Annotated in this window: 14 protein-coding genes; 11 read left to right on the forward strand and 3 right to left on the reverse strand. The window is 54.6% G+C overall.

Translation table 11 applies throughout. The features are described from left to right. Nucleotides 1–559: 559 nt before the first annotated feature. From BZK42_RS13465 to BZK42_RS13510, 10 genes are all read left to right on the forward strand, one after another. Entirely contained in the window at nt 560–2044 is a 1485-nt protein-coding gene (locus tag BZK42_RS13465; RefSeq protein ID WP_080859312.1) for an MFS transporter, read from the forward strand. Further along, a complete protein-coding gene (locus BZK42_RS13470; protein ID WP_080859313.1) occupies nt 2041–3585 on the forward strand; it encodes an FGGY family carbohydrate kinase in 1545 nt (514 codons plus the stop codon). Before BZK42_RS13465 ends, BZK42_RS13470 begins: the two co-directional genes overlap by 4 nt. Further along, complete coding sequence (locus BZK42_RS13475; protein WP_080859314.1) at nt 3582–5261, forward strand: glycerol-3-phosphate dehydrogenase/oxidase; 1680 nt, start codon at nt 3582–3584, stop codon at nt 5259–5261. Before BZK42_RS13470 ends, BZK42_RS13475 begins: the two co-directional genes overlap by 4 nt. Continuing rightward, on the forward strand, nt 5258–6817 hold the full coding sequence (locus BZK42_RS13480) for an FAD-binding oxidoreductase (RefSeq protein WP_080859315.1): 1560 nt from the start codon (nt 5258–5260) through the stop codon (nt 6815–6817). The genes BZK42_RS13475 and BZK42_RS13480 overlap by 4 nt, the downstream gene beginning before the upstream one ends. Further along, on the forward strand, nt 6814–7389 hold the full coding sequence (locus BZK42_RS13485; RefSeq protein ID WP_080859316.1) for a glycerol-3-phosphate responsive antiterminator: 576 nt from the start codon (nt 6814–6816) through the stop codon (nt 7387–7389). Before BZK42_RS13480 ends, BZK42_RS13485 begins: the two co-directional genes overlap by 4 nt. 17 nt (nt 7390–7406) lie before the next feature. After that, nucleotides 7407–7721, forward strand: a complete 315-nt coding sequence (locus tag BZK42_RS13490) for a putative quinol monooxygenase (RefSeq protein WP_080859317.1) — start codon at nt 7407–7409, stop codon at nt 7719–7721. A 32-nt stretch (nt 7722–7753) separates the two neighbouring features. Next, nucleotides 7754–8920, forward strand: coding sequence for an iron-containing alcohol dehydrogenase (locus tag BZK42_RS13495; protein WP_080859318.1), 1167 nt, complete (start codon nt 7754–7756; stop codon nt 8918–8920). A gap of 351 nt (nt 8921–9271) precedes the next feature. Next, a complete protein-coding gene (locus BZK42_RS13500; RefSeq protein ID WP_049042423.1) occupies nt 9272–10339 on the forward strand; it encodes an HlyD family secretion protein in 1068 nt (355 codons plus the stop codon). Continuing rightward, a complete protein-coding gene (gene rbbA / locus BZK42_RS13505; RefSeq protein ID WP_080859319.1) occupies nt 10336–13083 on the forward strand; it encodes a ribosome-associated ATPase/putative transporter RbbA in 2748 nt (915 codons plus the stop codon). Before BZK42_RS13500 ends, rbbA begins: the two co-directional genes overlap by 4 nt. Then, the gene (locus tag BZK42_RS13510) at nt 13083–14207 is read left to right on the forward strand and encodes an ABC transporter permease (RefSeq protein WP_016157684.1); all 1125 of its coding nucleotides are present in this window, start codon (nt 13083–13085) and stop codon (nt 14205–14207) included. The genes rbbA and BZK42_RS13510 overlap by 1 nt, the downstream gene beginning before the upstream one ends. A gap of 79 nt (nt 14208–14286) precedes the next feature. Here BZK42_RS13510 and nikR read toward each other — a convergent pair whose 3' ends face one another. Next, nucleotides 14287–14688, reverse strand: coding sequence for a nickel-responsive transcriptional regulator NikR (gene nikR / locus BZK42_RS13515; protein ID WP_005121550.1), 402 nt, complete (start codon nt 14686–14688; stop codon nt 14287–14289). Nucleotides 14689–14779: 91 nt separating this feature from the next. Beyond that, nucleotides 14780–15640, reverse strand: coding sequence for a LysR family transcriptional regulator (locus tag BZK42_RS13520; RefSeq protein ID WP_047501400.1), 861 nt, complete (start codon nt 15638–15640; stop codon nt 14780–14782). A gap of 99 nt (nt 15641–15739) precedes the next feature. On the opposite strand from BZK42_RS13520, the gene BZK42_RS13525 reads away from it, so the two are divergent. Further along, nucleotides 15740–16246: a phenolic acid decarboxylase gene (locus BZK42_RS13525; RefSeq protein WP_019078109.1), complete on the forward strand. Its 507-nt coding sequence runs from the start codon at nt 15740–15742 to the stop codon at nt 16244–16246. On the opposite strand, the gene acpT is transcribed toward BZK42_RS13525, so the two are convergent. Further along, nucleotides 16238–16828: a 4'-phosphopantetheinyl transferase AcpT gene (gene acpT, locus BZK42_RS13530; RefSeq protein ID WP_080859320.1), complete on the reverse strand. Its 591-nt coding sequence runs from the start codon at nt 16826–16828 to the stop codon at nt 16238–16240. The genes BZK42_RS13525 and acpT overlap by 9 nt on opposite strands. Between the last annotated feature and the right edge of the window lie 12 nt (nt 16829–16840).

Genomic DNA, 16840 nt, shown 5'->3' on the forward strand with positions numbered 1-16840 from the left:
ATATCCTCTTATTGTGGTCTAGCGGCCTGACCACAATATTTAAAACCTATTTTAAGATCACTACCATTTTGATGTGAATGTGATCAACATAACGAAAAATTAACTTGGTAAATAATGATAAGAGAAGAGTTTTAATCGTAATTAAATGAATTTAAATGATTTTATTTGTATTCTGCTAATTTGAGGTAAAACTAATCGTACCTTCATCGTCTATTAATTGCGGGCTTTGCATTAATGATGGGTCGAGAAATCTACGTATGTTCAACCTACGTCTGGCGTTCGCGCAGATAGAACGTCCTGCCACAGTAAAGATACATGCTGGCATGAGCGGCAAATGCCGCCGTGAAGCTTTTTCTATGTAATGGGTTGTTAACAATTGTGCTACATATCACAAAATTAAAGCCAGTCTAAAAAGTCGCTTTGACACGCTTTCCGTTACCTTCTAGAGTGGAAAAATACAGATTTTAGATAAGAGACTATCTGTGAAATTAAGATGGTCTCTTATTGCATTTTTTTAGCTAATGGCGACCTTCTTCCGAATATTATGAAGGGGAAAGCCATGTCCGCATGCTCATTCTCAAATCCGATAAAAATCCGTGGCGTTGATGATGTTATTAATTGCATCGACTCTCACAGAAAAATAAATGGCAGAGCCGGTGTTATTTGGTGGTTAGCGCTAGGTGGCCTATTTCTTGACGCTTTTTCAAATTCAGCTCTCAGCGCTGGATTAAATCCAATGACCCGTAATTTAAATTTGAGCGCGACCGAAGTTGCGTTGCTGACCTCATTTTCATCGTGGGTTGCCATATTATTTAACCCCATTGGCGGCTGGATCGCCGATCGCTGGGGTCGAGTTCCGCCGCTGATTATTGCCAAAATAATGGCGGTGATTGGTGCGTTGCTGGTGATGTCGTCCTCCAGTTTCAGCACCATTATCATAGGTCGCTTCTTTGTTGGCGTTTCTTACGGGATGGATTTTGCCGTGGCCATGGCGATGCTGGCGGAGTTCACCCCAGTGAAACTAAAAAGCCGTTTAAACACCTGGCAAGGGGTCTGGTATGTCGCAGTTTGTTTAAATCTGGTATTGGCGTTGATGTTTTATTCCTGGGATGTTGGGGATGCTATCTGGCGTTATTCTATTGCTGTGACGGCGTTATGCGGACTGATTGTCCTCTTTTTCCAGTTTCGTTATTTAGTTGAAAGTCCGGTATGGCTGGCGAGAAAGTCACGTCTTCCTGAAGCCGTGGCTGCTATGAATAAAATATACGGTGTATACGGTGATGATTTTATTCTGGCACCAAAAGCAGAGCAAAAACCTGTCATTGGGCAAGCGGAAAAAGGTGTGAAAAATGTACTTTTAATATTTCGTGGCGTTTATTTACCGCGCACGATTCTGGCTTCTACGGTTCAGATTTGCCAGTCAATACAATATTTTGGTGTCGGCTGGTATTTGCCGGTTATTAGCGCCGCGATGTTCGGTAAAAACTTTGTATATGCAACCATTTGTTCATTATTTTTTAACATTTTTGGTATCGTAGGGGGCTTCCTGTCGCCCGTAATAGGTCGCAGCCTGGGCCTGCGCCGTTCGTCGGCGATCGGTTTCGCCGTGGCTTTTCTCGTACTGCTCACGTTGGGATTGTTCAGCGACAGTATGCCGCTGTGGGCCTCTTTGCTGGTCCCCGCGCTGTTTATTCTTTGCCACTCTGGCGGGCCTGGCGCAAACGGGAAAAGCCTTTCATCACTCTCTTTTCGCAGTGAACTGCGGGCGGGTGCCAACGGTGTGGTGGGGGCGCTTGGCGCAATCGGTGCAGCGCTTGGGTTGTTTATTTTTCCCGTTTTCCGCGATTTGTACGGCCTGCAAACGACTTTTCTGATCATGTCCGCCGTTCCGCTATTTGCGAGCATCGTCTGTTTTGCGATCCCGTGGGATCCCACTCGCACTACCATCCAGCCGGATAACGAGCCTGGCGCCCCTCAGTTCGCACCATCACATTCGCCTTATCCAGAGTCGATGGCCCCGGAGTCAAACAGGAGCACTAAATGATTGAGTATGAAGATGTCATTCTGGCGATAGACGAAGGGACATCCGGTACGCGCGCAGCAGTGGTGGCGCGAAATAGCCAAGTCTACTGCCTTGAATACCAGCCGCTTCAGGTCAGCAGCCAGCGTCATGGCGTCGTCGAACAAGATGCTGATGAAATATTACAAGCCACCATTGCGGTATGTCGCACAGCGATTGCCAACGCGCAGCGTAGCAAGATGCGCATTGTGGCGCTGGCAATTGCTACGCAACGTTCAACGGCGGTGCTCTGGGATGTAGGCACTGGCAAGGCGCTGGTACCAGCGATGGTTTGGCAGGATGCACGTTTTACGGATGAACTGGCGCAACTTGCCCCTGAATGGGATGAAAAGCTGCTACCGCTTATTGGTCGGCCGGTTGGGATACGCTCTCCTTACCTTTGGGCGTCATACCATATCGCCAATACACCGGCAGTGAACAAAGCGTACCGGGCTGGAACGCTGGTGTTTGGCACCGTTGACAGCTGGTTGCTCTGGCATCTGGCGCAAGAAAAAAAATGTGTCACAACCCCCACTAATGCCACCTCTGCCGGGGCGTATTGCCTCAACGAACATCAGTATCACCTGCCTTGGCTGCAGACTTTGAATTTCCCGACGTCATTGCTGCCTGAATTACATGATGATGCCGATGACTTTGGCACCACGCGTGAAGATATCCTCGGTATTAGCGTCCCGATCCGGGCCTGTGCCGGAGATCAGTTTGCGGGGGCTATCGGGCTTGGCTGCACTGAACGCGGGCAGGCTTTTTGTATGCATGGGACCGGCAGCTTCGTCGATTTAATGATGGGGCCGACGGTGCCGACACTGAAAAAGAGCTGTGAAAGCACGCTCACGATGACGGCGCGCCGCCAAAAAGGACGTTCACACTTCTCTGTAGAAACATTCGTTCCGACTACTGGTTCGGCCCTGAACTGGGTGTGCGAAAAGCTGCGCTGGTTTGACTCACCCGAACAAATTAGCGAACTGGCCGCGCAGGCCACTGATTCTGGCGGCGTGAGTTTTATTCCTGCATTGACGGGACTGCGTGTACCTCATTTGCAACCACAGGCCCGCGCTTCCCTTAACGGTATTTCAATCTCGACCACGCGCCCGCAGGTGGCTTACGCCATTCTGGAAGGTATTGCGCATTCAGTCGCAGCCTGTATTCGCGCGAATGAAGCGGCAACCGGTATTCCCACACAAGAACTGATGGTCGGGGGCGGGTTGTCCAATAGCGATACGTTATTGCAAATTCAGGCTGATATTAGCGGGATCCCCGTTCGGCGGATGACAGAAACAGCACGGGCTAGCTTACGCGGTGCGGCGTTTCTGGCAGGAGCCGATGGGCTGCTGTGGAACTCGTTGCCCGAGGCCTGCGCCACGCTGAAAACAGCGCGTCTGTTTGAACCCAAAATCAATCATGTCCTTCGCGAACAAAAAATAAACCGCTGGGAGATGCGTATTGCGCTCGAAATGGATACCGCCAGCAGCCTCACTTCAGCCAATCAGGAGCATACCCACTCATGAAGTTTTTCCCTTCGCGAAAGCCCAACAAAACACGCAGTGAAATGTACGGCGCAGAGCCGCTGCGTCTGCAGCGACCTGAGCAACTGGACCGACTGGAAAGCGAAACCTACGACATTCTGATTGTAGGCGGCGGCGTGACGGGTGCTTATGCGGCGCTGGATGCCAGCCTGCGTGGCTATCGGGTCGCGCTGATTGAGAAAAGTGATTTCGCCTCGGGGACATCATCCAAGTCATCAAAAATGGTGCACGGCGGTCTGCGTTATATCGAGCAGGGGAACCTGGGGCTGGTGCGCCACTCTTTGCTAGAGCGCCAGCGCATGCGCCGGAATGCTCGTCATCTGGTGCAGCGGCTTCCCTTTTTATTTCCTGTTCTCGATAAGAATGGCGTGTTCGATAAGCGCATGTCTTCGGCATTTGAAAGTCTGCTCTGGACCTACGATCTCGCAGGTGGATGGCGGGAAGGAATCCTTCACCAAAAATTGACTCCAGCGGAAGTACTGTCGCACTGCCCAACGCTGAAAGAAGAGCAACTCTCCGGCGGTTTTATGTATTTCGATGCCCGCGTTGATGATGCCAGATTGACGCTGGCCCTGGTGCGCACGGCAGCGTTTCATGGGGCGACGGTGACGAACCATGCCGAAGTCATTGAAATCACACGTGACCTGCACGGCAAAGTCAATGGGGCCATTGTGTATGCCGATACCCGAGAAATTCGGGTCAAAGCGCGGGTTGTCATTATGGCGACGGGCGTCTGGCTGCGTGACTGGAATGGACTGAAAAAAGGGGAAGCGTCCCCACTGAATATTCGTCCGGCGAAGGGGGTTCACGTCGCGATCCCATGGATGAAAATTCGCAATGATTGCACGGTGACCATCCCGGTTGCCGGACGCAGTCGGCGCGCGACCATTACGCGCTGGGGCAACGTTTCCTATCTGGGCACTACGGATGAAGACTATCAGGGCGATCTGAATGATGTTCACTGTAATCGCTCTGAGCTGGACTTTCTGCTGGAAGGGGCAAACTCGGCGCTGAAAACGGATCTGCGCCCGGAAGATGTAGTGGGAAGTATCGCCGGTTGCCGTCCTCTGGTGGGGATGGCGGGTGGAAAGACCGTTGAGATGAAGCGTAACCATGAGATTCGGGTTTCAGCGGACGGGCTGATAACCATCGTCGGCGGTAAGCTAACGACATCACGTCATATGGCGGAAGAAACCATCGACGCAGCCAGCAAAATACTGGGCCGTAAAAAGGCCTGCTCAACGAAAACTGCATATTTGCTGGGCGCAGCTGGCTATGACCCGCAGGCCATTCTGGCCTCTGGTGGTCTATCTGCGCATCTGGGCGAACGCTATGGCACCGAAGCCCATTTTGTCAGTGACATTATTCAGACCGCACCTTCGCTGATGAAACCTATTGTCGCAGGGCTTCCCTATACCGAAGCGGAAGTAGTGTATGCCGTGCGCCATGAGCTCGCCAGCACCGTTGACGATGTGCTGTCGCGCCGAATTCGTGCACGGCTGATGGCACGCGACGCCTCAGCCGCTGCCGCTGAACGCGTTGGGGAGATTCTACAACAAGAACTCCAATTACATCCTGACCACGTGGCTAAACAGGTCGCCAGCTATCAGGTCGCAATTAAACATGAAAAATCAATGCTTATGGGGACATCCGAATGATCAGTAAAGAAGCGATTAAACGTGGTTACAACCGTGGAAATTATACTGTTGGCGCACATACTCGCCCCGCATGGGCAACGGATATCACCAGCAGCGGTGGCGCGAAAGGAATGCAGGTTGATCCCGTTGCGATAAGCGAAGCGACGTTTGACCGGCTGCGGGTCATTGCCGATGAAGTGCTGATGTCGGAGTCCGATGTGATTACCTGGACCCGCGACTGGTGGGCCGGTTCGATGATTGCGGAAACCCAGGGCGTACCCGCCACCTCAAAAGGGGTGATTGTGCGAGTTTCCACCGTAGAACAAATTCAGGACGTGATGCGTCTTGCCAGTGAATCCGCTATTCCAGTCACGGTTTCTGCCGGGCGCAGTAACGTTACCGGAGCCGCATTGCCGCTACGTGGCGGGATCGTGCTCGACGTTTGCGAACTCAACAAATTCATTGACTTTGATCCACAAAGCCAGATTGTTGAGGTAGAAGCCGGCATGTTTGGCGATGTTTTCGAACAAATCATCCAAAAAGAGCACGGTATGACTATGGGCCACTGGCCGTCATCGTTTGGTATCAGTACCGTGGGCGGTTGGGTAGCCTGTCGTGGTGCGGGACAGCTTTCTACCCGCTACGGCAAAATTGAAGATATGGTTTTTGGAATGGATGTGGTGCTTGCAGATGGGCGCTTAATCACCGTTGGCGGTTATGCACGCAGTGCTATCGGGCCGGATTTACAGCAAATGTTTATTGGTTCGGAAGGCACGCTGGGCGTGATTGTGCGCGTGCGTTTGAAGCTTCATCGCCTGCCAGATTATGGCCGTGCCATCGCCTGGGGTTTTTCCAGTTTTGCCAGTGGGCTGGAGGCATGTCGCGAAATCTTACAACATGGTGCCAATCCGGCGGCACTTCGTTTGTACGATAACCTGGAAAGCGGGGTACAGTTTGGTTTGCCAGAGACCAATGCCCTGCTGATTGCGGACGAGGGAGAGCCAGAGATGGTAGACGCGGTGCTGGCTATCAGTAAGCGTGTTTGTCAGCGTAGTGGAAAGGAACTTGACGGTGAGGCGATTTTTGAGCGCTGGCTGGATACCCGGTATCTGACGGGGAAAAGCGCCGAAGGCTTTAAGAAAAGCCCCGGTCTGGTGGCGGACACGCTGGAAATGGTGGGGCGCTGGCGCGATCTCAGCGCGGTATATGATGACGTAGTGGCTGCGATTAACGCCGTGCCGGGGACGCTGGCCGGTTCAGCGCACCAGTCCCACGCCTATGTCGACGGCGCATGCCTTTACTTCTCGCTGCGTGGCGATGTGGCTGTTGAGCAACGTGGGGCGTGGTATCGTGCGGCATGGGACGCGGCAAATGCGGTGCTGATTAAACACAATACCTCCCTTAGCCATCACCATGGCGTCGGTCTGCTTCGTTCCCCCTATATGCAGGCTTCTTTAGGTGAATCGCTTTCGGTTCTGGCGGATATTAAAAAAGCGCTGGATCCGCAGAATATCCTTAACCCGGGAAAACTGGGTTTAAGCGCGGAGCTCCAATCACATCAGGCAGGTCAATCATGATAAAAAACCTTGGCGTGCTTCTGGCACGCCATCCCATCATCATGGCGATTTACGGCATTGAGCAACTGAAAACCGCGCTGTCCAGCAAAGCTGAAGTCTGCATTATTGCCAATATCGATCTGATCAAGCTCCAGCCGGTGATCGAACTGCTGTCGAAGGCGGGAAAGTACGTCATCGTGAATATCGACAGCTGTAACGGACTGTCTCAGGATAAAGGCGGCATCGATTATGTGGCTGAAACAGGGGCGATGGGGTTGCTCTCCACACGTTTGCAAACTGTACAGCGTGCGAAAAAATGCGGGCTGGTCACCATGCAGAAAATCTTCGTCACCGACCGTTCCACCTGGCTACGCAGCCTGAAAGCGGTGGAGCAAAGCGAACCTGATTATGTGCAACTGATGCCCGCGCAGATGCTGCCGTTGCTCTCGCAGGCCGATCGTAATGTGTTGCCACCGATTGTTGCGTCCGGGTTTGTCTGCAATGAGGAACATGCTCAGACGGCCCTGTTGCACGGCGCGATAGCCGTCTCAAGCAGCGACAGTGCGTTATGGGATGTGACTCTTCTACGTTAAACCACCGGGAGCCAAAAATGGAAAACACGCAGTTGTTTGTTGTTGCGCATTATTTTGCCCAACCGGCGATGGGCGACAAGGTCAACGATGCGCTTAGAATGCTGGCGGAGGCGACACGTAAAGAACCTGAAAATATCACCTATGAGTTTTTCCGTTCCACGGAAGACGGCAATCGTTTTGTGATTGTTGAGACTTATCGTTGTGCGGAAGGTCTTGAACTTCACCGACAAACGGAACATTTTCAACGCATTGGCGTTGGGATAATCACCCCGCTGCTGGAGCGTAAAGAGGTGAAAAGCTTTCACATTCCTCCCGATGAACCACATAGGTAAAAGCTGTCTTTCTTACCACAAGGAATACATCAATGAACCATGTTATGAAAGATTTTACGTTTACGACGGTAGCGGAAATCATCGTCGAATGGGCGGGAGCGGCGCGATTAGGAGAGATCCTTTCGCCGCGGTTTAGCGCGCGTCGCGTATTGCTGGTAACCGACTCCGGACTGGTCAAAGCAGGGGTTTTACCGCCCATACTCCATAGCCTGCAAGACGCAGGGTTTAAGGTGACGGTTTATGATCGGGTGCAACCCGATCCGCATGAACGCCTCGTTCGCGAAGCCCTACAGGTAGCGCGTGACGGCAACTGCGACATGGTTATTGGCCTGGGCGGTGGCTCCTCGCTGGATGTCGCGAAGTTGGTGGCCGTATTAATCAACTCAGAACAAGACCTGCAGGAACTTTACGGGATTGGCAAGGTTATCGGTCAACGCTTGCCGCTGGTAAATATTCCCACCACGGCAGGTACGGGGTCTGAAGTTACCAATATTTCCATTTTAACGACTAATGATGACAGCAAAATGGGCATTGTCTCCCCGCAGCTGTATGGCGATTTGGTGCTACTGGATGCGCAACTGACGCTGGGGTTACCGACGGTACACACCGCTGCTGCCGGGATAGATGCGATGGTGCATGCGATAGAAGCCTATACCAGCAAACATAAAAAGAACCCGCTCTCGGATGCATTAGCACGAGAGGCGTTACGTTTAATCAGTTGCCATCTGGTGGCCGCATGTCGTGACGGGAACAACCGTGAAGCGCGAGAAAATGTTCTGCTGGGCGCGATGCTGGCAGGCCAGGCTTTCGCCAATTCCCCGGTGGCAGCAGTGCATGCGTTGGCTTATCCCCTGGGCGCCCGGCACCATATTCCACATGGATTGTCGAATGCACTGATGTTGGTTCCGGTGCTGCAGTTTAACGCGTCAGCAGCGGCTCCACTTTATGGCGAACTGGCTGCCGTCATCGGGGCGCAGGTGACCGGCAACGTTGAAAACGATGCCCAGTCGTTTATTGCCGCGATAGTGAATATTATTGCGGCAACCGGCGCGCCAAACAGACTGCGTGACGTAGATGTTCCTGAAACGGGCCTGACGTTGTTGGCCCACGATGCTATGCAGCAGACTCGTTTGCTGGATAACAATCCCGTGACGCTTACTGAAGGCGATGCGTTGTGGCTTTACCAGCAGGCCTTTTAAGCACAATAGGTGTCCGGTGAATGGATTGCTGGGCACAATTTCTGGCAATCACATATCAACTACAACCGAATAGACATATTGAATCCAGGTGTTAGTATTCAATAGATAGCAGTTATGAGTATGCGTGTTTCATTTCCGGCCAGGAACGCTGATGATGACAACATTACTACCCGATTTCACAGCATTTTCGTCATTCACTTCCTGCGCGGCGCAGGTTGCCTTAACGCCTGTCCGCTCTCTGGCCATGGTTTCTTATTCCTTCTCATCCCGGATGGAATCTCCCGCTGAATAGCTATTCAGTGGGCTTTGTGACACGCATCGTTTGATAACAGGGATTACGGCGGGTCGAATATGGATAAGTTTAAGCGTCATGTGATGTGGTGGGGGGCGGGCATCCTGGTCGTGGTGGCTGCGATAGCATGGTGGATGCTCCGTCCTGCCGGAATACCGGAGGGGTTCGCAGCCAGCAACGGTAGAATTGAAGCCACCGAAGTGGATATTGCTACCAAGATTGCCGGGCGAATTGACACGATCCTTGTGTCGGAAGGGCAGTTCGTTCGTCAGGGCGAGGTGTTGGCGAAAATGGATACTCGCGTGCTGCAGGAGCAGCGGCTGGAAGCGATCGCGCAAATCAAAGAGGCCGAAAGCGCGGTGGCGGCGGCGCGAGCGCTGCTGGAACAGCGGCAAAGTGAAATGCGCGCCGCGCAGTCGGTAGTAAAACAGCGCGAGGCGGAGCTGCAGTCGGTTTCTAAACGCCACGTGCGTTCCCGTTCGCTATCCCAGCGTGGGGCCGTGTCTGAGCAACAACTGGATGACGATCGGGCCGCGGCAGAAAGCGCACGTGCGGCGCTGGAATCCGCAAAGGCGCAGGTCTCAGCGGCAAAAGCCGCAATTGAAGCCGCTCGCACCAGCATCATTCAGGCGCAAACCCGCGTAGAAGCCGCGCAGGCCACCGAACGTCGTATTGCGGCTGATATTGATGACAGTGAGCTGAAAGCCCCGCGCGATGGTCGCGTGCAGTACCGCGTTGCTGAGCCGGGTGAGGTGCTTTCTGCGGGCGGGCGCGTCCTGAATATGGTCGATCTCAGCGATGTCTACATGACGTTCTTCTTGCCTACCGAACAGGCTGGCTTACTGAAGATTGGCGGCGAAGCGCGCCTGGTGCTGGATGCCGCACCGGATCTGCGTGTTCCGGCGACCATCAGCTTTGTGGCAAGCGTTGCGCAGTTCACACCGAAAACGGTCGAAACCAGCGATGAGCGGCTGAAGCTGATGTTCCGCGTTAAAGCGCGTATCCCGCCAGAGCTATTGCAGCAGCATCTCGAGTACGTGAAAACCGGTCTGCCGGGCATGGCGTGGGTGCGTGTCGATGAAAATCGAGCCTGGCCTGACGACCTGATGGTGAGGTTGCCGCAATGACGCATCTGGCGCTGGTTCCCGTTCCTCCCGTGGCGCACCTTGACGGCGTGAGTCAGCATTACGGGAAAACGGTAGCGCTGAACAATATCACGCTGGATATCCCCGCCCGCTGTATGGTGGGGCTGATTGGCCCGGATGGCGTCGGAAAATCAAGCCTGCTGTCGCTCATCTCCGGCGCGCGAGTCATTGAACACGGTAACGTGATGGTGCTGGGCGGCGATATGCGCGACCCGAAACATCGCCGGGATGTCTGCCCGCGCATTGCCTGGATGCCGCAGGGGTTGGGGAAAAACCTGTACCACACGCTGTCGGTGTATGAGAACGTCGATTTCTTTGCCCGGCTGTTTGGCCATGACAAAGCGGAGCGCGAAGCGCGGATTACCGAGCTGCTGAACAGCACCGGACTGGCGCCGTTTCGCGATCGTCCGGCCGGGAAACTCTCGGGTGGGATGAAGCAAAAGCTGGGGCTGTGCTGCGCGTTGATCCATGACCCAGAACTGTTAATTCTCGATGAACCTACCACCGGGGTCGACCCGCTGTCCCGCGCCCAGTTCTGGGATCTGATTAACAGCATTCGCCAACGGCAGACCAACATGAGCGTGCTGGTTGCGACCGCCTACATGGAAGAAGCTGAGCGCTTTGACTGGCTGGTGGCGATGAACGCTGGGGAGGTGCTGGCCACCGGGGGCGCGCAGCAGCTACGCGAAAAAACCAACTCCGACACGCTGGAGCAGGCGTTTATCGCGCTGTTACCCGAAGCCCAGCGCCAGGCGCATAAGCCAGTGGTGATCCCGCCGTATCACGCTGAGCAGGAAGAGATTGCCATCGAGGCGAAAGATCTGACCATGCGCTTCGGCAAGTTCGTGGCCGTTGACCACGTTAACTTTCGTATTCCGCGCGGGGAAATCTTCGGTTTTCTCGGCTCCAACGGCTGCGGTAAATCCACCACCATGAAAATGCTCACCGGGCTGCTACCCGCAAGTGAAGGTGAGGCGTGGCTGTTTGGGCAAGCGGTTGACCCGAAGAATATCGATACCCGTCGCCGGGTAGGCTATATGTCGCAGGCGTTTTCGCTCTACAGCGAGCTGACCGTACGGCAAAACCTCGAGCTACACGCGCGGTTGTTCCATATCCCCGAAGCAGAAATCCCGGGGCGGGTACAAGAAATGAGTGAGCGCTTTTCGCTGACCGATGTCGAAGACGCGTTGCCTGGCGCGCTGCCGTTGGGGATCCGTCAACGCCTGTCGCTGGCGGTGGCGGTGATCCATCGCCCGGAGATGCTCATTCTCGATGAACCAACCTCCGGGGTCGATCCGGTGGCGAGAGACATGTTCTGGCAACTGATGGTCGATCTGTCGCGTCAGGATAAAGTGACCATTTTTATCTCCACCCATTTTATGAACGAAGCGGAGCGCTGCGACCGCATGTCGCTGATGCACGCCGGAAAAGTCCTGGCCAGCGGTACGCCGCAGGAGCTGGTGAAACAGCGTGGTGCCGCCAGTCTGGAAGAGGCGTTTATCTCCTGGTTACAGGAAGCGGCAGGTCCGGCGCCGGAGGCTCAGTTACCGCCAGCCAATGTCCCGGCAGTGCATGAAAACAGTCAGCCGCCGCGCCAGGGATTTAGCCTGCGGCGCTTGTTCAGCTACAGCCGCCGCGAAGCGCTGGAGCTGCGACGTGACCCGGTACGTTCAACGCTGGCGCTGATGGGCACGGTGATCCTGATGCTGATCATGGGCTACGGCATCAGCATGGATGTGGAAAACCTGCGTTTTTCGGTGCTCGATCGTGACCAGACAGTCAGCAGCCAGGCGTGGACGCTGAATCTGGCGGGATCGCGCTATTTTATCGAGCAGCCGCCGCTCACCAGTTATGACGAGCTGGACAAACGGATGCGCTCGGGCGAAGTCGCGGTAGCCATAGAGATCCCGCCAAATTTTGGCCGCGATATCGCGCGTGGAACGCCGGTGAAGATTGGCGTCTGGGTCGATGGCGCAATGCCGAGCCGTGCGGAAACGGTCAGAGGCTACGTGCAGGCGATGCACCAGACCTGGCTGCAGGATGTGATGGCGCGTCAGCCAAATACCAGCGGGCAAAACGGATTGATGACCATTGAAACTCGCTATCGTTACAACCCGGATGTGAAAAGCCTGCCAGCGATTGTTCCGGCGGTGATCCCGCTGCTATTGATGATGATCCCCTCCATGCTCAGCGCTCTGAGCGTGGTGCGTGAGAAAGAGCTGGGGTCGATTATCAACCTGTACGTGACGCCCACTACCCGCAGCGAGTTTTTACTCGGCAAACAGTTGCCTTACATCGTGCTGGGCATGCTGAACTTCCTGCTGCTGTGCGCGCTGTCGGTGTTTGTATTCGGCGTCCCGCATAAGGGGAGTTTTGTGACCCTGACGCTGGCCGCGCTGCTGTACGTCACCATTGCCACCGGGCTGGGATTGTTAATCTCCACGTTTATGAAAAGTCAGATCGCCGCCATTTTTGGTACGGCGATTATTACGCTGATCCCGGCGACGCAGTTTTCCGGGATGATCGACCCGGTCGCCTCGCTGGAAGGGCCGGGACGGTGGATTGGCGAAATTTACCCGACCAGCCATTTTCTGACCATCGCGCGCGGGACGTTCTCTAAAGCGCTGGATCTGACCGATCTCTGGCCGCTGTTTATTCCGCTGGCGGTAGCCATTCCAGTGGTCATTGGTCTGAGCGTATTGCTGCTGAAAAAACAGGAGGGGTGATGCGCCGATTACGGAATATTTATAACCTCGGCATCAAAGAGTTACGCAGCCTGCTGGGTGACAAAGCGATGCTGACGCTGATCGTCTTCGCCTTCACGGTCTCGGTTTACTCTTCTGCGACCGTTCTGCCAGGGTCGCTGCACCTGGCGCCGATTGCCATTGCCGATATGGACCAGTCGCAGTTGTCGAATCGCATTGTGAACAGTTTTTATCGTCCGTGGTTTTTACCACCGGAGATGATTACCGCCGATGAGATGGATGCCGGGCTGGATGCCGGGCGCTATACCTTCGCTGTGAACATTCCGCCTGATTTTCAGCGCGATGTACTGGCTGGGCGGCAGCCGGATATTCAGGTTAACGTCGATGCCACGCGAATGAGCCAGGCCTTTACCGGCAACAGCTATATCCAGAATATCATCAGTGGCGAGGTGAACAGCTTTGTGTCGCGTTACCGCGATAACAGCGAGCTGCCAGTGGCGCTGGAAATGCGTATGCGCTTTAACCCTAATCTGGAACCCGCCCGCTTTGGCGCGGTGATGGCGATTATCAACAACATCACCATGCTGGCGATTGTGCTTACCGGGTCGGCGCTGATTCGCGAGCGTGAACATGGGACCATTGAGCACCTGCTGGTGATGCCGGTGACGCCATTTGAAATCATGATGGCAAAAATCTGGTCGATGGGGCTGGTGGTGCTGGTGGTTTCCGGTCTGTCGTTGATGCTGATGGTAAAAGGTGTGCTTGGCGTACCGATTGAAGGCTCGATACCGCTGTTTATGCTGGGAGTGGCGCTGAGCCTGTTCGCCACCACGTCAATCGGCATTTTTATGGGCACGCTGGCGCGCTCCATGCCACAACTGGGGCTGCTGATGATTCTGGTACTGCTGCCGTTACAGATGCTCTCCGGCGGCTCTACACCGCGTGAAAGCATGCCGCAGGCGGTGCAGGATATTATGCTGACGATGCCGACTACCCATTTTGTTAGCCTTGCGCAGGCGATTCTTTACCGCGGCGCAGGATTTAATATTGTCTGGCCGCAGTTCCTGACGCTGCTGGCGATTGGCAGTACGTTCTTCGTGATAGCGCTGCTGCGTTTCAGAAAGACGATTGGCACGATGGCGTAAATATTATTGCCGGAAGGCGGCTGCGCCTTACCTGGCCTACAAACGGGAATGAATGTAGGCCGGGCAACAAAACAAGCAATTACTCTTCTTTCGGCAGGCACTGCAGATGACCGTGGCGCACGCCGCGCTGGGAAATCACGTCATCGGCAAAATGCTGCACATCGCCCATGTCACCTTTTAGCACAGCGATTTCCAGACAGTCGTCATGGTTGATGTGCACGTGCAGCGTGGCGACTGATAAATCGTGGTGGTGATGTTGGGTGGAAACAATACGGCTCGCCAGGTCACGCTTCTCATGCTCATAAACATACGAGAGCACTGCGAATCCCTGAGTGCCGTGCTCCTGGGTGGTTTCCTGCGCCAGTGCGCCGCGCAGAATATCGCGGATCGCTTCGGAACGGTTGTTATAGCCACGGCGCTGGCTCAGGCTGTCGAGCGTTTCCAGTAAATCGTCATCGAGGGTAATGGTGACTCGTTGCATCTGCAATTAACCTTTCATGTGGCGCGTGGGCGCACAGGGAGTAAGGGGAATAGCGTATTTTGTAACACACGTCCGGCATCCGGGGAAAAGGTTAATGCTCTCGCAATAAACGCAGCAGGGTTCTTACCTGTTCATCCAGCGGCGCGAGCGTGTCTTTGACGATCAGATGCAGCGGGGTGGCACGGCGAGCGCCATGGCTTAACGGCAGCGGTCGTAATAACCCCTGCTCAAGCTGCTGCTGAATTCGCTCCTCAGGCAACCAGCCGTAACCGACCTGATACATCACCGCCTCAATCGCGGCATCAATGGTCGAGAAGGTCCAGGCATCGCGCACCGCTTGCTGCGGGTTGTCGCGATCGGCAATGCGAATCAGCGGCCACGCGCGTAACGCGTCTTCATCCAGCGGCGCATCCAGCATGCAGAGCGGGTGATCGCGGTGGGCAACGGCCACGAAGTCAATATTCATCAGCCATTCGCCGCGTCCGGTGATATCCTGGCGTCGGGTCAGGACCATCACGTCCGCATCGGCATGCGCCGCCAGTCGATCGTCAGCATTCTCCAGCACTTCGGTCAAACGTACCTGCGTCTGCGGCCACGCCTGCTGAAACTGCTTGAGGATCGCGAACAGGCGTTTGCGTGGGAAGATGCTATCTACCATGAAATCCAGCCGCGTTCGCGTGCCGTTTTGCAACGTTGCTGCCCGGGTTTCCACCCATAAAAAGGCCTTCAGTAACGGTTTGACCTGGCCCAACAGTAGCTCTCCCGCAGGGGTTAATACCGCCCTGCGACCTTCCGGCGTCAGCAGCGTCACGCCAAGCCGCTCCTGCAGTAGCGCCAGATTGTAGCTCACCGAAGACTGGCTACGGTTGGTCTCTTCCGCAGCTTTAGCAAAGCTGCCCAGCTCCACGACTTTCTCCAGTAAGGCCCATTGCTCCAGCGTTGTCTTGTGCATAACTCATCTAAAAATTGAATGAATATGATGTAAACATAGCGTTATTCATCCAATTTTTGAAGCGTTAAGATCCTCGCATCAAGTAAGAGGAGAACGAATATGAGCACTTTTGATAAACATGATTTGAGTGGCTTTGTCGGCAAACATCTGGTCTATACCTACGATAATGGCTGGAATTACGAGATCTACGTGAAAAACGACACCACTCTGGATTACCGTATTCACAGCGGCATTGTGGGGAATCGTTGGGTGAAGGATCAGCGGGCGTACATTGTGCGGGTTGGCGAGAGTGTTTATAAAATTTCATGGACCGAACCGACCGGGACCGACGTCAGCCTGATCGTAAATCTGGGCGACAAACTCTTTCACGGCACCATCTTTTTCCCACGCTGGGTGATTAACAATCCGCAAAAAACGGTCTGTTTCCAGAATGACCATATTCCGCTGATGATGTCATATCGCGATGCGGGTCCGGCATATCCAACTGAGGTGATTGACGAGTTTGCGACCATCACCTTCGTGCGTGACTGTGGGGCGAATAATGACAGCGTTATTGCCTGTGCGGCCAATGAATTGCCGGAAAATTTCCCGGAAAATTTACGCTAAGTCTTCCAGACGCTGCACGGCGTCGGCGGTCAGGGTAAACGGCGTGGGGGTACACACCGCCAGGCTCAGGGTATCGAGCTGGCACTGGCTGACTGAGAGTGAGGAGGTTAGCGCGGTGCTGTCGACGCTGACAATTTGCCAGGCGCTGCCGCCACGCTGTTTCACGATAGCTTCTTTACGCGTCCAGATGCGCCAGAACGCCGCCAGCTGTTGCTCCGGGCGTTCGGCCTCAACTTCGGCATGTTCCCTGAGACTGAACACCGTATTTGCCAGCGTCTGCCAGTTATCGCGCGGGCGAACGACTTCAATATCACAGCCGACTTCCCCTTCGTCGCTGAGCAGCAGGGCAATATCATCACCGCTGTGGCTGAGATTGAACCACAGCGGTGTGTCAGCGGAAAAGGCCGGTTTTCCTTGCTCGCTGTAGACGATGTCCGGTAATGGCGAAAGAGTATGGGAAAGCAGCACGCGACCTGCCAGCCAGCGCGCACGATGAGCGCCTTGCGGGGCCTGCTCACGCAAGGCGGCAGGCAGTGTGCCAGCGCTTAAAACAGAAACTTTCCCAAGAACGATCCGGTACATATCAGGGCTAAC

This window comes from Citrobacter braakii (assembly GCF_002075345.1).
GTDB classification, from domain to species: Bacteria; Pseudomonadota; Gammaproteobacteria; order Enterobacterales; family Enterobacteriaceae; genus Citrobacter; species Citrobacter braakii.

What these genes read in the sequence shown, in the direction of transcription:
- BZK42_RS13465 (WP_080859312.1), top strand. Translation starts at nt 560, where the DNA reads ATGTCCGCATGCTCATTCTCAAATCCGATAAAAATCCGTGGCGTTGAT.
- BZK42_RS13470 (WP_080859313.1), top strand. Translation starts at nt 2,041, where the DNA reads ATGATTGAGTATGAAGATGTCATTCTGGCGATAGACGAAGGGACATCC.
- BZK42_RS13475 (WP_080859314.1), top strand. Translation starts at nt 3,582, where the DNA reads ATGAAGTTTTTCCCTTCGCGAAAGCCCAACAAAACACGCAGTGAAATG.
- BZK42_RS13480 (WP_080859315.1), top strand. Translation starts at nt 5,258, where the DNA reads ATGATCAGTAAAGAAGCGATTAAACGTGGTTACAACCGTGGAAATTAT.
- BZK42_RS13485 (WP_080859316.1), top strand. Translation starts at nt 6,814, where the DNA reads ATGATAAAAAACCTTGGCGTGCTTCTGGCACGCCATCCCATCATCATG.
- BZK42_RS13490 (WP_080859317.1), top strand. Translation starts at nt 7,407, where the DNA reads ATGGAAAACACGCAGTTGTTTGTTGTTGCGCATTATTTTGCCCAACCG.
- BZK42_RS13495 (WP_080859318.1), top strand. Translation starts at nt 7,754, where the DNA reads ATGAACCATGTTATGAAAGATTTTACGTTTACGACGGTAGCGGAAATC.
- BZK42_RS13500 (WP_049042423.1), top strand. Translation starts at nt 9,272, where the DNA reads ATGGATAAGTTTAAGCGTCATGTGATGTGGTGGGGGGCGGGCATCCTG.
- rbbA (WP_080859319.1), top strand. Translation starts at nt 10,336, where the DNA reads ATGACGCATCTGGCGCTGGTTCCCGTTCCTCCCGTGGCGCACCTTGAC.
- BZK42_RS13510 (WP_016157684.1), top strand. Translation starts at nt 13,083, where the DNA reads ATGCGCCGATTACGGAATATTTATAACCTCGGCATCAAAGAGTTACGC.
- nikR (WP_005121550.1), bottom strand. Translation starts at nt 14,688, where the DNA reads ATGCAACGAGTCACCATTACCCTCGATGACGATTTACTGGAAACGCTC.
- BZK42_RS13520 (WP_047501400.1), bottom strand. Translation starts at nt 15,640, where the DNA reads ATGCACAAGACAACGCTGGAGCAATGGGCCTTACTGGAGAAAGTCGTG.
- BZK42_RS13525 (WP_019078109.1), top strand. Translation starts at nt 15,740, where the DNA reads ATGAGCACTTTTGATAAACATGATTTGAGTGGCTTTGTCGGCAAACAT.
- acpT (WP_080859320.1), bottom strand. Translation starts at nt 16,828, where the DNA reads ATGTACCGGATCGTTCTTGGGAAAGTTTCTGTTTTAAGCGCTGGCACA.